General features: G+C 61.9%; 14 protein-coding genes and 1 pseudogene. 8 read left to right on the top strand and 7 right to left on the bottom strand.

The annotated features are described in order from the left end of the window. Window positions 1-12: 12 nt before the first annotated feature. From AXZ77_RS04045 to AXZ77_RS04025, 5 genes are all read right to left on the bottom strand, one after another. Window positions 13-912, bottom strand: a complete 900-nt coding sequence (locus AXZ77_RS04045) for an EamA family transporter (RefSeq protein WP_098410147.1) — start codon at window positions 910-912, stop codon at window positions 13-15. A 273-nt stretch (window positions 913-1,185) separates the two neighbouring features. Next, window positions 1,186-1,824 carry a DsbA family protein gene (locus tag AXZ77_RS04040; protein ID WP_098410146.1) on the bottom strand — a complete coding sequence of 213 codons (639 nt, stop codon included), beginning with the start codon at window positions 1,822-1,824 and terminating at the stop codon, window positions 1,186-1,188. Then, window positions 1,824-2,447: an NAD(P)H:quinone oxidoreductase gene (gene wrbA / locus AXZ77_RS04035; RefSeq protein WP_098410145.1), complete on the bottom strand. Its 624-nt coding sequence runs from the start codon at window positions 2,445-2,447 to the stop codon at window positions 1,824-1,826. The genes AXZ77_RS04040 and wrbA overlap by 1 nt, the downstream gene beginning before the upstream one ends. 106 nt (window positions 2,448-2,553) lie before the next feature. Next, a complete protein-coding gene (locus AXZ77_RS04030) occupies window positions 2,554-3,441 on the bottom strand; it encodes a LysR family transcriptional regulator (protein ID WP_098410144.1) in 888 nt (295 codons plus the stop codon). 209 nt (window positions 3,442-3,650) lie between these two features. Continuing rightward, entirely contained in the window at window positions 3,651-4,124 is a 474-nt protein-coding gene (locus tag AXZ77_RS04025) for an autoinducer binding domain-containing protein (protein ID WP_098410143.1), read from the bottom strand. Between the two features lie 109 nt (window positions 4,125-4,233). On the opposite strand from AXZ77_RS04025, the gene AXZ77_RS04020 reads away from it, so the two are divergent. From AXZ77_RS04020 to AXZ77_RS19495, 4 genes are all read left to right on the top strand, one after another. Further along, window positions 4,234-4,836 carry an autoinducer binding domain-containing protein gene (locus tag AXZ77_RS04020; RefSeq protein WP_098410142.1) on the top strand — a complete coding sequence of 201 codons (603 nt, stop codon included), beginning with the start codon at window positions 4,234-4,236 and terminating at the stop codon, window positions 4,834-4,836. Between the two features lie 94 nt (window positions 4,837-4,930). Next, window positions 4,931-5,632 (top strand): LuxR family transcriptional regulator, encoded by a 702-nt coding sequence (locus AXZ77_RS04015; protein ID WP_098410141.1) that lies wholly within the window; start codon window positions 4,931-4,933, stop codon window positions 5,630-5,632. 258 nt (window positions 5,633-5,890) lie between these two features. Continuing rightward, a complete protein-coding gene (locus AXZ77_RS04010; RefSeq protein ID WP_098410140.1) occupies window positions 5,891-6,529 on the top strand; it encodes an acyl-homoserine-lactone synthase in 639 nt (212 codons plus the stop codon). After that, complete coding sequence (locus AXZ77_RS19495; protein WP_176535922.1) at window positions 6,529-6,798, top strand: hypothetical protein; 270 nt, start codon at window positions 6,529-6,531, stop codon at window positions 6,796-6,798. Before AXZ77_RS04010 ends, AXZ77_RS19495 begins: the two co-directional genes overlap by 1 nt. A 78-nt stretch (window positions 6,799-6,876) precedes the next feature. Here AXZ77_RS19495 and AXZ77_RS04005 read toward each other — a convergent pair. Beyond that, window positions 6,877-7,067 (bottom strand): annotated as a pseudogene (locus tag AXZ77_RS04005) (integrase core domain-containing protein); the annotation flags it as partial. Between the two features lie 365 nt (window positions 7,068-7,432). Between AXZ77_RS04005 and katG the strand changes: the two are divergent. Further along, window positions 7,433-9,607 carry a catalase/peroxidase HPI gene (gene katG / locus AXZ77_RS04000; RefSeq protein WP_098410139.1) on the top strand — a complete coding sequence of 725 codons (2,175 nt, stop codon included), beginning with the start codon at window positions 7,433-7,435 and terminating at the stop codon, window positions 9,605-9,607. Between the two features lie 260 nt (window positions 9,608-9,867). Here the strand turns inward: katG and AXZ77_RS03995 are convergent, their stop codons facing one another. Continuing rightward, on the bottom strand, window positions 9,868-10,311 hold the full coding sequence (locus AXZ77_RS03995) for a YtoQ family protein (protein ID WP_098410138.1): 444 nt from the start codon (window positions 10,309-10,311) through the stop codon (window positions 9,868-9,870). A 432-nt stretch (window positions 10,312-10,743) separates the two neighbouring features. Between AXZ77_RS03995 and AXZ77_RS03990 the strand changes: the two genes are divergently transcribed. From AXZ77_RS03990 to AXZ77_RS03980, 3 genes are all read left to right on the top strand, one after another. After that, the gene (locus AXZ77_RS03990; protein ID WP_141536222.1) at window positions 10,744-11,331 is read left to right on the top strand and encodes a hypothetical protein; all 588 of its coding nucleotides are present in this window, start codon (window positions 10,744-10,746) and stop codon (window positions 11,329-11,331) included. Then, window positions 11,297-12,631: a surface lipoprotein assembly modifier gene (locus AXZ77_RS03985; RefSeq protein ID WP_176535958.1), complete on the top strand. Its 1,335-nt coding sequence runs from the start codon at window positions 11,297-11,299 to the stop codon at window positions 12,629-12,631. Before AXZ77_RS03990 ends, AXZ77_RS03985 begins: the two co-directional genes overlap by 35 nt. A gap of 208 nt (window positions 12,632-12,839) precedes the next feature. Continuing rightward, window positions 12,840-13,931 carry a LuxR C-terminal-related transcriptional regulator gene (locus AXZ77_RS03980; RefSeq protein ID WP_098410135.1) on the top strand — a complete coding sequence of 364 codons (1,092 nt, stop codon included), beginning with the start codon at window positions 12,840-12,842 and terminating at the stop codon, window positions 13,929-13,931. Window positions 13,932-14,052 lie beyond the last annotated feature (121 nt).

Genomic DNA, 14,052 nt, shown 5'->3' with positions numbered 1-14,052 from the left:
GTTGATTGACGCTCACGCCGCTCTCGATTGCGCTACGCGCGAAGCGCGGAAGCTATTGGCAACCCGCGGACGGTTCCCGCGCTGCCCGGCCCAGACCGAGATCAGAACGATAGCCGCGCCGCTCATCTGGAGCAACGACAGGCCCTGCCCCAGCCAGAGCCAGCCGAGGGTGACCGCCGTGACCGGGCTCATCATCCCCAGCATCGAGACCGCGCCGGGCTCGAGACGGGCAATGCCCCGGAACCAGATCGCATAGGTCGCGCCCGCCCCGATCAGGCCAAGCCAGATCAGCCCTGACAGGTTCAGCGCAGTCAGCGGCGGCAGGGACGGCTCGACGATCAAAGCCAGCGGCAGCAGAACCAGCCCGCCCGCCGTCAGTTGCCAGCCGGTGAAACTCAGCGCCGAGACAGGCGGCTGCCATTTGCGGCTCAGCACGGTGCCCGCCGCCATCGACGCGGCTCCGCCAATACCGGCAATGACACCGACGGGATCGAGCGCGGCCTCTGGCCCCAGCAGAAGAAGCGCGACGCCCAGAACGCCCGTCGCCGCAGCAGTGACGGCCCCGGTGCGCACCGGCGTGCCAAGCCAGCCGCGCGCCATGAGGATGACCATCATCGCCTGAAGCGAGCCGAGCGTCGCCGCGACCCCGCCGGGCAGACGATAGGCCGCCACGAAAAGAAGGCTCCAGAACAGAGCGAAGTTCAGGCTGCCAAGGAGGAAGGTGCGGCCAAGCCATGCACGCGGCGGCAGCGATCGCGTGAGCGCAAGCAGCAACAGCCCCGCAGGCAAGGCGCGCAGGGCCGCAAGCGTGATGGGGTAGCCAGCGGGCAGCGCCTCGGTGGTGACGAGATAGGTGCTCCCCCAGATAGCGGGGGCGAGTGCCGTGAGGAAAATATCGGTAGTGCGTGACATCGGACGACTCGTATTCAGGGACAAGCGAGAGAGAGAGAGAGAGAAGACGGGGCCTCGGGGCGGTATCGGTGCGCCGCGTGAAGGTGCCTTTGGCGCCTTCGGTCGGGGCGTTCACAGAAAGTGGCGCGGAGAGAGGCAGGGACGCTCAGGCCAAGGCTCGAGCCCGATATCGCGCATCAGATGGGGCGAGAGATCACGCGGCACGCGACGCGGATGGAAGCGCTGATGCCGGAGACCACGGAACAACAAACGGATTTTCATCAGGGGCCCTCCTCACGCGACGAGTTTCAGGGAACTGCGCAACTGTGCCGCGAGATCTTCACGCGTCCCGTTCACGAGCCGCGCGCCCGTTTCCCGGACGATCAGCGCGGGGATGGAGCGGACCTGAAGGGCGCGGGCGCGTTGCCGATCTGCTTCGACGGCTTGGGCTGTGGCCGGATCGTCGAACGCCTCTGCGAAGGCCGCCGCCTCGAACCCGAGGCTTCGCGCGACGTCGCGCACGATGACCGGATCGGCGATGTTCCGGGCCTCGGTGAGATGCGCGCGTTGCAACCGGTCGAACATGTCCCAATGGCCGTCCTGCCCGCCCAGCGCCTCTGCGGCCTTGCATCCGAGCGCGGCGGTCATCCCGTGGGGATAGTCGAAATCAGCGGCCCGCATGGCCTCGATATCGACAAGCTCTGGCCGGTCGCTGACCTCTCTGCAGACCGCCCAATGCTCGAGGATGGTCTCGCGGGCGGCTTCGGGGGAGCCCCAGCGTGCGGCCATTTCGGCGCGATCTGCCTGCAGGACGAAACTGCGATGCCGGATGTCGAGATCGAACTCGGCGGCGAGGCTGCGCATCCGCGACGAGATGTTGAAGCACCAGCAGCAAACGACATCGTGAAAGAAATCGATGGTGAGCTTGGGCATCACGCGGCCTCCTCGTTCAGAGCGGCCCCCGCGAGCCGCGCCGCAATGCGCGCGACATGAGCGCCCTGGAAGCGGGCGCCCGCGAGATCGGTCTCGGCCGGTGTCCGTGACCCGTCCGCCCCGGCGATCGTGCCGGCGCCGTAGGGCGCACCGCCGACGATCCCGTCGGCCCGCGTCTGATCGGCGAAAGTGTAGGGCATCCCGGCGATGAGCATCCCGAAATGTTGCAGCGGGATCTGCGTGGAAAGCAGCGTCGCCTCGTGCCCGCCATGCTGCGAGCCGGTCGAGGTGAACACGGCGGCAACCTTGCCGACCAGCGCATTGCGCGCCCAAAGCCCGCCCGCCTGATCGAGGAAGGACTTCACCTGCCCGGCCATCATCCCGAACAGCGTGGGCGTGCCGAAGATGATCGCATCATAGGCTTCGAGATCGGCGGGGCTGGCGACGGGCGTATCGTCGGCGGCGAAGCCAGCCTTCTGCCGGATGTCATAGGGCAGAGTTTCGGGAACGCGGCGCAGATCGACATGCGTGCCGGGCACGCTGCGCGCCCCCTCCGCCTCGGCTTGGGCGAGCGCACGGACATGGCCGTAGCTGGAATAATAAAGAACGAGAACGCGGGTCATTGGATCCTCTCAGGGCATGGGTTTCATTGCCTGAGAAGATCGCGGATCAGCCGCGTCGGAATAAGCGGCCGAGGCGCAAATCACTCTTTACGCCGGTTGAAGAATGTCAGGCTTCCATCGCCGCCCGCAGATGATCGAGAAACGCCGTCACTTTGGCATCCATACCCAGCCGAGAGGCCGTCACGGCGAAAATCTCCGGTGCGGGCAGTTCCCACTCGGGCAGCACGCGCACCAGATCGCCGCGCCTCTCCGGCTTGTTCGAGACAAAATCCGGCAAGGTGCCGATGCCCTGACCCGCGATCAGCAGGTCGCGCAGCACGAGGCTGTTGCCCACGCGAATGGCGGGATCGAGATCGAGGCTGATCGCGCCCTCCGGCCCGTGCAGCGCCCATTTCGTCAGATGGTCGGCCAGCAGGAAGCCGATGCCCCTATGCCCCGCGATATCCTCCGGTCGCTGGGGACTGCCAGCCCGCGCGAGATAGGCGGGCGAAGCGAAGATGCGCTGCCGCATCGTGCCGATCTTGCGCGCGACCAGAGCCGAGTCCGGCATCGCCGGTCGGATGCGGATCGAGACATCGAAGCCGCCCTCCACCATGTCGACAACTCGGTCATCGAGCGAGAGCGACAGCCGCAGATCGGGATGCGCCTCCAGAAACTCCGGCAGGATCGGGGAAATCACCGTCTGCCCGAAGGAGCTGGAGGCGTTCACCTTCAGATGCCCGCGCACCGCTCCGGCCCCGTCGCGGATACGCGTCTCCACCGAAGTCACCGCGTCGAGGATGCCGCTCGCCTCGTCATAGTAGAGCCGCCCGGCATCGGTCAGAGACATCGAGCGCGTCGTGCGTGTCAGCAGCGAGCTCCCGAGGCTTTCTTCCAGCAGCTTTATTTCGCGGCTCAAAAGCGCAGGCGACACCCCGAGATCCTCCGCCGCGCGCGCGAAACTGCCGCGCTCGACGATGCGGCGGAAGGCTTGCATCACGGAAAGCTTGTCCATCTCGGAAGACCCTCGAAGCGGTCAGGTAGCGCTCCGAATAGCACGAATTTCGCAACAGGCGAACTGACTTGCCCGGTGCGATGAAAGGCCACTCAATCCGACGCCTTGCCGCGAAGTGAAATCCAGCGGCGAACGCGTGTCAGGCCGGGCTTCGACCCGGAGCCGCGCCCCCGCCTCGCCAGTATTGCCCCCGGCCTTTAAACGACCAGCTAAGCTGGCACAGTAATCTGGCGCAGTTCCTCAAGCTCTTCCTCGGACATGTCCAGCGCATCGCGGGTCAGATCGTGAAGCTCTTGCATCAACGATTGAGCCTGCTCGATCTCCTCCTGCGTGATCGGACGAGACGGATGGGCAAAGAAACCGAGTGAGCGGTCCAGTTCCCCGAGCGCAATGGCTTTTCCGAAGCGCAATCCGAAACGCGCGGCGGCGCCGAACACGTCACTCTCGTCACCGTCGGCGAGATCTGCCCAATCACAAATGCCCTGGTTGGAGATCGCCCAGCGGACCGCCGGGTCCACAAAAACGAGCTCTTTTTCAGTGTAGTAATCCACCCACTCTTTTGGATATGTGAGGTAGCGGAGGGTCGGATTGGCAAAGCGAATATGCAAGCCTAACGCGAATGTCCAATCGGAAACCCGATTCAGACGTTGCAAGCGGTCCTCGATTATGCGCAGTCTATCCAATCTTCGCCTCCTGACCACATCGGGTTAATTCTCGCCGATGTCTATGGCGTATTTAGCGCCGTTTTCCCAGAGCCTACGATTAGTACATTAGGAATAAAAGACCTGACCAATGAAGCCCAGCGATTGCAAGCCCCTTTTCGCAGAGCTCGCACCTGAAGGTTGTTATGTGGCAATCCGCGTGGGCTTTTACGCGCCCGAAGTAGAGATGAACCTCTTCTCTGCCGAATGGATCGACCACTACACCCGGATAGGGGGCGCGTTATCAGACCCTTTGCTGCACTGGGCGCGTGACAATTCAGGACATGCGCATTGGCACGAAATTTCGGTTCCGGGTAAGACTTCTATCCTTGCAGATTACGAGCGCTTTGGTCTGTCACACGGTTGCGTTGTCTCGATCCCAGGGTCCGACGAAGTCCCGAAGCGCTCCGTAGGCATTTTTGCCCGTCACGACCGGAACTTCTCAGCTTCGGAGCTGTCCAAGCTCGAACAAGCTTTGAAGAACTTGCACGAAGACGGCGCAAAGCCTCTCACCGGCCCGCAGCTGGAAGCGCTCAAGCTCTATTCCGAGGGGTATCTCTATAAGCAGATCGCTCATACCCTCGACATTTCTCAAGGTGCGGTAAAGCTGCGCCTCAAGAACGGAGCCGATCGGCTGAAGGCTCGATCCGTTCGGGAAGCGGCTCACATTGCCGCCAGCCGCGGCTTGCTGTAACACTATGTTATGAGAATGCCTCAACGGCAGATGTCTGATCCATAGAAACGCGCATTGCTCTCAAATCTATCGGTCAAGATACAGGGGGGCCGCAGTGGACATCATTGATCTTGGCTCGCGACGCCCAACGACTGAAGACTACGTGTCCTACATCGAGACGATGTGCGATACGCTCGAACTCGACTATGGCTCTTACGCTTCGGTCAACCCGGTAACCGGGGATGTCGTCGGATATGCAAACTACGCAGACGACTGGAAGCAGCACTATATCTCGCGAAATCTCCACCGCGTCGATCCGACACTGCATGTTGCAAGCCGAAGCATAGCTCCCGTCGACTGGCAACGCTTCGAACGGGATCAGAAATTCCATTCCGTATTCCGGGCAGCTGCCGATTTTGGGGTGAGCTCTCAGGGATTGACGGTGCCCATCCGGGGTCCCTATGGCGATCGCGGATTGCTGTCGGTGACGAGGCACTGCTCGCTCGAGGAGTGGGGGAAACTGAAGAAGCACATCATGGGGCACCTTCAGACCGCAGCGGTTCACATGCATGACTCTGTCATGCGAAGCACTAACCTTTTCAATGCTTTGGGCTTCCCTGCCCTCTCCGCGCGCGAAGTCGAAATTCTTCAATGGACGGCTGTCGGGAAGCAGCAGCAAGACATCGGCGACATTCTCTCGATCTCCCATCGCACGGTCGAAATTCATCTGCGATCGGCGAGAACTAAACTTGGTGCGATGACAACGAGCCAAGCTGTCGGGCGGGCCATCGGCATGGGTTTGATCCTGCCCGGCTGAAATCTACGCACAAGCCCCGGAGCATGCCCCCAACAGGCGTCGTGCCGCTTCCCCGGCCCCTTGCAGGCGCGCTCGTCGCCCAAGCACCACGAAAAAATCCGCCAGAATTTCGTCGCAGCGCGTTTTCGCGATCGAAACGTCAAAGTGAAACCCGATGTTCCTGCGAGGTGTTCCGCACCTATAAGGGGTTTCCCTTATTCACAGAGCCGTCGTTTGAAACCTATAAATCGAGCAAGAAATCAAACGGTGGACACCAAAATGATCATTATCGTCGACTCGCTCAACTCTCACGAACATTCTGATCTTCTTGCGGAAATGCACCGGCTAAGAGCGCGCGTCTTCGAAGGCCGCCTGGGCTGGGACGTAAACGTCTCCGACGGCATGGAGCGCGACGCATTTGATGATCTCGACCCTGCCCATGTCATTAGCCTTGACGACCAGGGCCGGGTCGTCGGCTGCATGCGGCTCTTGCAAACGACTGGCCCGCATATGCTGTCGGATGTCTTTTCTTGCCTGCTCGACGGGGAGCCGCCAATCCGCAGCCCTCATGTCTGGGAGGCGACCCGCTTTTGTGTCGATACGAGCTTGCTCGGGCGCGGCCCGACCCGCAATTCGATCTCCTATGTCACCAGCGAGGTGATGATTGGGGCTTTCGAATACGGGATGGGCGCTGGCATCACCGACGCAGTGGCCGTGATCGACCCTGTCATGAACCGCGTCATGCAAAGGTCCGGGAACGCACCCTACGGCTATCTCGGCTCGCCGCATCCGATGGGCAAGGTAACCGCACTCGCAGCACTCATGGATTGCTCTGAAAAGCGCATCGAGAGCCTGAGAGCGTTCTCCGGCATTCGCCACGATGTGTTTGAACTTCAAGCCTACGAGGAGACCTCCTGATGGACATCGTCCAGCTCCTTCAGATGTCGAATTTTTCCTGGGGCCCTTCGATTGGCGACAATGATCGCGACAATCATCAGTGGATCTCCTGTCTCTTGGCTGATCTCGTAAGCTATTCCGAAGACAACCATCTGGACGAAGTCGGCGACATTCTTGCTGAAGCGCTGGAGAAGATCGCGCCTTTGGTGGCAAATCATGACGAGAATACGCAGGCGGCAACCTTCTCTCATATCGCGAGACCGGAAAACGTCGTCTTGCTGCGGGCTTGATCGGGGAGCAATTTGCGGACTGATTCCGCATGCCTTCAATCTTGGGTCTCGGTCAGAGAGAAAATGCATCGAGCGCGGACTGTAGAAGGTCTCTCCTTTGAGCAGTTCATCGTGGCACCGAGCGTTGAAGCTTTCGTAACATCCATTCTCCCAGGGTGACCCAGGCTCGATGCACGCGGCCTTCGCGACAACGGCGGCAACCAGTCCTGAACTGCCTGCGCCACGATCTACGTGCCGTTGTCCGAGCGGATGTAGGCTGGAACGCCGCGTGAGGCATGACCAACAAGCACCGCACCCTGCCGCGCTATCGGGGCGTTCGCCGCGCCACTGGCACGACTCTCACCCTTTTCGGAGAGCGTGAATCACGAAGCCGCGAACGGCGCCAGCCAAGTAAAGGGCTCTGCCCCCGGCAAACGCGCTGAGAAGCTTGGATTCAGCCAATAAAACGCCGCCCCATAACCTTGCCTTATGACTATGATTATAATTTCCAAATTTTTATTTATCACGCCATCTGCTATGAGCATCGGGCAAGGCGGGGAGCCCCGCGCCGCAGCCCCTATTTCGGACAAGCAGCGGCATGTCAGACCCTGACCGGTCTCCCCGATCAACCCGTGCTCAGCAGGAGGAAGCACAGATGGATGGAAACGAAGTGAACACCGGCGGCAAGTGCCCGGTGATGCATGGCGGAAATACCGAGCTTGGCTCGAACGTGATGAATTGGTGGCCGCAGGCGCTCAATCTCGACATCCTGCACCAGCATGACACCAAGACCGACCCGCTGGGGCGCAGCTTCGACTATGCCGAAGAGGTCGAGAAGCTCGACTACGAGGCGCTGAAGGCCGATCTGCATGCGCTGCTGACCGAAAGCCAGGAGTGGTGGCCGGCTGACTGGGGCCATTACGGCGGTCTGATGATCCGCCTCGCCTGGCACTCGGCGGGTTCCTACCGTCTCGCGGACGGGCGCGGCGGCGCGGGCACCGGCAATATCCGCTTCGCACCGCTCAACTCCTGGCCCGACAATGCGAGCCTCGACAAGGCCCGCCGCCTTCTCTGGCCGCTCAAGAAGAAATACGGCAACCGGCTCAGCTGGGCGGATCTGATCATTCTCGCAGGCACCGTCGCCTATGAAAGCATGGGCCTGAAGACCTTCGGCTTCGGCTTCGGGCGCGAGGACATCTGGCATCCCGAGAAGGACACTTACTGGGGCGCCGAGAAGGAATGGCTCGCGCCGTCGGACGAGCGCTACGCCAATGTCGACAAGCCCGACACGATGGAAAACCCGCTCGCCGCCGTGCAGATGGGCCTGATCTACGTGAACCCCGAGGGCGTCAACGGCCAGCCCGACCCGATGAAGACCGCGGCGCAAGTCCGTGAGACCTTCGCGCGCATGGCGATGAATGACGAGGAAACCGCCGCGCTGACCGCGGGCGGCCACACCGTCGGCAAGACCCACGGCAATGGCGATGCGTCGGCGCTCGGCGCGGAGCCTGAAGCGGCCGATGTCGATCAGCAGGGCCTCGGCTGGTTCAACCCGAACCTCAAGGGGCAAGCGAGCAACGCGATCACCGGCGGGCCGGAAGGCGCCTGGACGACGAACCCGCTCGAATTCGACATGGGCTATTTCGAGATGCTCTTCGGCCATGAGTGGGAAGTCACCCAGAGCCCCGCTGGCGCGAAACAGTGGAAGCCGGTGGACATCGCCGAAGAGGACATGCCGCTCGACACTTCGGACCCGAGCCAGCGCCGGATGCCGATGATGACCGATGCCGACATGGCGATGAAGGTCGACCCGATCTACAACGAGATCTGCCAGAAATTCATGACCGATCCGGAGTATTTCAAGGAGACCTTCGCCCGCGCATGGTTCAAACTGACCCACCGCGACATGGGTCCGAAGGTCCGCTACAAGGGCCCGTGGGTGCCCTCGGAAGATCTGGTCTGGCAAGACCCGGTCCCCGCCGGTTCGACCGATTGGGACGTGGCGGCTGTGAAGGCGAAGATCGCGGCCTCGGATCTGTCGGTGGCCGAACTGGTTTCGACCGCATGGGACAGCGCGCGCACCTATCGCGGCTCGGACATGCGCGGCGGCGCCAATGGCGCGCGCATCCGTCTCGCCCCGCAGAAGGACTGGGAGGGCAACGAGCCCGCACGTCTGCAAAAGGTGCTCTCGGTGCTTGAGCCGATCGCGGCGGAAGCCGGTGCCTCGGTGGCCGATGTGATCGTGCTGGCGGGCAATGTCGGCGTCGAGCAGGCGATCAAGGCGGCCGGTCATGACGCGACGGTGCCCTTCGCGCCGGGTCGTGGCGATGCAACCGACGAGATGACCGATGCGGACAGCTTCGACGTGCTCGAACCGCTCGCTGACGGGTTCCGCAACTGGCTCAAGAAGGACTACATCGTCTCGCCCGAGGAGATGCTTCTGGATCGTGCCCAGCTGATAGGGCTGACCGCGCATGAAATGACCGTCCTGATCGGCGGCATGCGGGCCATCGGCACGAACTACGGTGGCACCAAGCACGGCGTCTTCACCGACCGCGAAGGCCAGCTGACGACCGATTTCTTCGTCAACCTGACCGATATGGGCTACAGCTGGCATCCGGTGGGCGACGGCACCTACGAGATCCGCGACCGCAAGACCGGCGCGGTTAAGTGGACCGCGAGCCGCGTCGATCTGGTCTTCGGCTCGAACGCAATCCTGCGCGCCTATGCGGAGGTCTATGCCCAGGACGATGCGGGCGAGAAGTTCGTGGAGGACTTCGTAGCCGCCTGGACTAAGGTGATGAACGCCGATCGCTTCGATCTGGCCTGATCGCCTGTCTTACAGAAAACCGCGCCCCTCGCAGGATGACCTGCGGGGGGCGTTTTCGTTTGGGGGGCCACAGTTTGCGTAGCAGAGGGCAGCGCCCGATCGCCGGGTGGGCGCCCTGCCCTTCGTGGTCAGCGCTTTATCCCGGCCAAATCCGGATGACCTCGACCCGCGCGCGCAGGTCACCAAAGCGCCCGCCCGAGGGGGCGGTCGGGCGCTGCCCGGGCCGCTTTGCGGCTACTGCGGGCGGGGCATCGTCCAACTTAAAGCGCCGCCGTCGTCACGTAGCGCAGCGCGCGGGCCACCTGTTCGGGGGTGCGCGCCACCGCATTGGCCGCCGCGTCGACCTCCTTGAGCGCATGGTCATGCTCGGGCGGCTGGATCACGATGATCGGCTTGCCGAGCGCCGCCGCATAGCCCGCGTCAAAGGCCGCGTTCCACTGCTTGTATTTCTCGCCGAAACACACCACGAGCACATCGCAGCGCTCGATCCCGGTGCGGATACGGATCGCGTTGAGCGACGCGCCCTTGCGGTCATGCCAGAACTTGTCCTCTTCCGCGCCGAAGATCTCGACCCCGCAATCATCCGAGGCCCCGTGATCCGTCACCGGCCCTGACCATTCGATCTCGAGCCCCTCGCAGGCAGATTTCACTGCCTCGCGCCAATCGGTGTGAATCTCGCCGGCCAGATAGACATTCAGTTTCATCGCATCCTCTTTTCGCTGTCGCGAGGCCCCGCTTCGGGCCGCCTCGCTTTTCCGGCGTGATCCTTGAGGATCGGGACCAGCTTGGCAACCTCTCCGGTTGTCCGCCCCCCGATCCGCTTCCGAGGCATTTGATCCGGCAGCGTCCCCAACGAGGGGCTTCACAGCGCTGACGACAAAGTGGAGCAACCGTCATCGTCCTCACCTTCATGCAATGCGAAGGATGATCGACACAGTGAAACATCGCTGGGGAAACCACAAAATGCCTCGGAGAGAACAGGCTAGTCGCGCGAACCGCGGCGCTCGACCTAGAGGATCGCGGTGAACCCTATAGTTTCTCATAGATTGCGTGGACTTGGCACAGTGGCGTGAAATGCGCGTGATCGGCTCGATCTGCCGGGCCGTGATGACACACTCACAACTCGGGGTATTCTCATGACATTCAAATTCGCGCTCGCGGCGTCAGCCGCCTGTCTTGCGCTGTCCGCTTGCAACAGCAGCAATGGCTCCTCCGGCGCCCTAACGTCGGCAGAGGCGCAAAACATTGATGCTACTTATTCTGACTATCAGGCCCGGATCGACGACGGCAGCCTGACGACGACCACGCCCACAGGGCAAGCGTCAATGTCGGGCTATATGGGCGTTAGCGGCGTCAATCCCGAGGACCCCACCACGACGGTGCTCGGGGAATTGGCGATGGATGTCGATTTCGATGCTGGCACGCTGACCGGGAAAGGGTCCAGCTTCGGCATCTATAGCGGCGACGTCCTGACCAAAGAAACCGATGTAACCGGCTCGCTCGACGTGGCGGGCACTGTCTCTGGCTCGGACATGGCCGCGACCGCAACGGGCACGATGTCGGATGGCAGTTCTCCGGGCGCAGATTTCGCTCTGGATATGAATGGCAGCTTCTATGACGACGCGGGCACGCTGACTGCGGTGGGCGACGTCTCCGGCACAATGACCGATGCAGGCAGCGAGCCCGTCAATGTCACTGGCAATTACTACGCCACCGAGAATTGAGGCACGGCTCTTCCTGCACAGGCCGGGCGTCCTGCGCCCGGTCTCTTTCCGACTCGCCGAGAGGCAATCGACGAACGCGATGCGACACCGCTCTTCCTTTCACATGATCTGGCTTGCCCTCGCGCTTGCAGCCTCCATGCTCCTGCCGACGCGCAGCTTCGCGGAGCAGACAGTCTCAGATTGGCTCGGCGTGGCCAATGCGCAGCTCGCGCAGGGAAAACCGGGGCGGGCGCTGCTGATTTTCGGCGCAATCGCGGCGCGCCATCCGGAATTTTCTCCGGCACAGACCGGGTTGGAGCAAAGCTTCAAAAAACTTGGCTCCGTGCGCCGCAACGAGGCGTTCCTGCGCTATGCGCTCGCCAAGGATCCAAAGCACGAAGACACGCTTCTCGCGGCCTGGCAGGCACTTGATCGCATGCATCCGCTGCGCTTCTCTGTCACCGCCTCGATCCTGCCGAGCAGCAACGTCGATCACGTCGCCTCGGAGCGTTATCTCGTGACCGATTTCGGCACATTTCTGATCGATAGCGGTGGGAACGAGACCTCCGGGGTCGGGCTGGGCTATGGCGCGAAGCTGGACTGGTTTGTGCAGCCGCGACCGGGGCATCGCATCCGGCTTCGCGCCTCCTTTGCGGGGGCGTGGTATCACAGTGCGACCCTACGCTACTCGGAGCCCGCGCTTGCCGTGCAATACCAGCATCTCGGTGGTCGCGCGCCGTGGTCGCTAGAGGCATATATCCGCGACAGGCGCTATGGCGGCGGGTCGCAGGACATCACCTCGGACAATTTCACACGCGGCGTGTGGTTCGCGAAAGCGTGGCGGTCCGCAGGGGCCGGGCGCACGCTTCTCCGGCTGGGCGGCGAGTATGTTAACTACAGCGAAAAGCCCTATTTGACTGGACCGAGATATCGCGTCGACCTTGCGCACCGAACCCGATTAGGGAGGCGCAGCAGCTTGAGCTACGGCCTGCGGTTGGAGCGCGCCTTGCCCCGGAAGGACTATCATCGCTATTCCGGCGCAGAGCTGCGCGTGGGCATCGAGCGGCCCTTGATCGAAGGGCTTCGAGGGGGGATGTCACTCAGCTACGGAGAGCGTCACTACGACGCGGCCTTTCCGATCGTTGGCGTGCATCGCCGGGACCGGACGGCAAGCCTCGGCCTGAGCCTGAAGTTGGAACGCGCCAAAATCCTCGGTCGAGCCCCAAGGATTACCTGCACCGCGCGCCGCACGCGGTCGAATGTTGCGTTATACACGACAAACTCGGTCGATTGCGCTCTTTCCCTCAAACTTGATTTTTGAGGAAAATCTGGCACCGTATGTCAAAAGATAATCGGCATGCTCTTTCTGTTTCGTTTTTTCTCGAGCGTATGGCTCGACGGTTCGGTAGCCGATCATCCAGTTGATTTCTTTTTTGGGGGGGAAGCCGACTTGCCATCTGCCACATGTGTTTTTTCAGAAACCTTCGCGCTTTGAGGCATGGCCCGTCTGCACAGACCAAACTGACCTAATGCCGAATATTATTTCGCATCATGAGATCTACGACGCCGCGCTTGACGATGAGCTCTTCACCTTGCTCCCCGACATGCTCGCGCGAGAGATCGACATCCCCTCCGCGGTCTTCATCTGGCTTCATCCAGGCGACTACCGAGAAATAACAGCCGGAACACAGGCGGAGGCCAATCTCGACTACAATTCCTTCGAGGGTCACGACCCTTGGTTGGCCCATGGCACACCGGAGAAGTGCGGCAAGGGGCTTTTTCGGCTGTCAGACCACGTCGGCCCACAAGAGTTCGAACGCAGCGAAATGTATAACGACTTCATCTTGAAGAACCGGATCGATCGCTACTGGTGTCTCGGGATGATGCAGAGCACGCGCGACGGTCTGGTCGCGACGGCGTTTCACAAGGGCAAGCGCGGGGGCGATTTCACTGATCCCGAATTGCAGACTCTCGACGCGCATGTCGAGGATCTGGGACGGCTGCACAAAATCCGCCGGGAGCTGCACCGCGCCAGTATCCGGCAGGTCACCGCAACCGACCACAGCCTGCTCAACGATGCCCCGATTTTCGAACTCGACCATGAGGGGCGCCTTGTGCGCATGAACGGGATGGCCGAGATCCTTGTCGAACTCCATCCGCTTCTGGTGCTCGACTTCGAACGGAAATTGCGCTCACGCGGTGCGATACACCAAGGTTTGCGCCAAGCCATTGGACGCTCGACGGATGCGGAGAAAAGCGAGGCGGGGTCGCTCGATCTACCTCAGATGCGCGCAACTGACGGACGCATTGTCCCGAGGCTGAGACTGAACCTGCTGCCGCGAACCGACGGCGGCCGAAAGGTCTTGGTTATCGTGACGAGCGAAGAAGAGGATGGGCTACGTAATCTGGCCGAAGCCCCGCGTGAGAAGATGCGGCTCACCCCACGCGAGCGGAACGTTCTGCACGGATTGGTCCGAGGGCGCCGACGGGACCAGCTCGCCCATGACCTCGACATCGCTATACCGACAATCGATCTGCACAGCGCCAATCTCCGCCGTAAACTCGGGGCACGGACGATCGTAGAGGCCGTCGCGATCGCCTTGAAGTTTGGGCTGATGTAAGTCCCGCGACTTGCGTGCCTGGCATCGCTCACCGGTATGTCGCGATGATCTTAGTGGGGTTCGAGGCATTTGCCATTCTGTGAGCCGATATAGGCATTCCCACCACAGTCTGCTTCGGCGG

Source organism: Thioclava sp. ES.031, assembly GCF_002563775.1.
GTDB lineage: Bacteria > Pseudomonadota > Alphaproteobacteria > Rhodobacterales > Rhodobacteraceae > Thioclava.
This window is presented reverse-complemented; position numbering and strand designations above follow the sequence as displayed.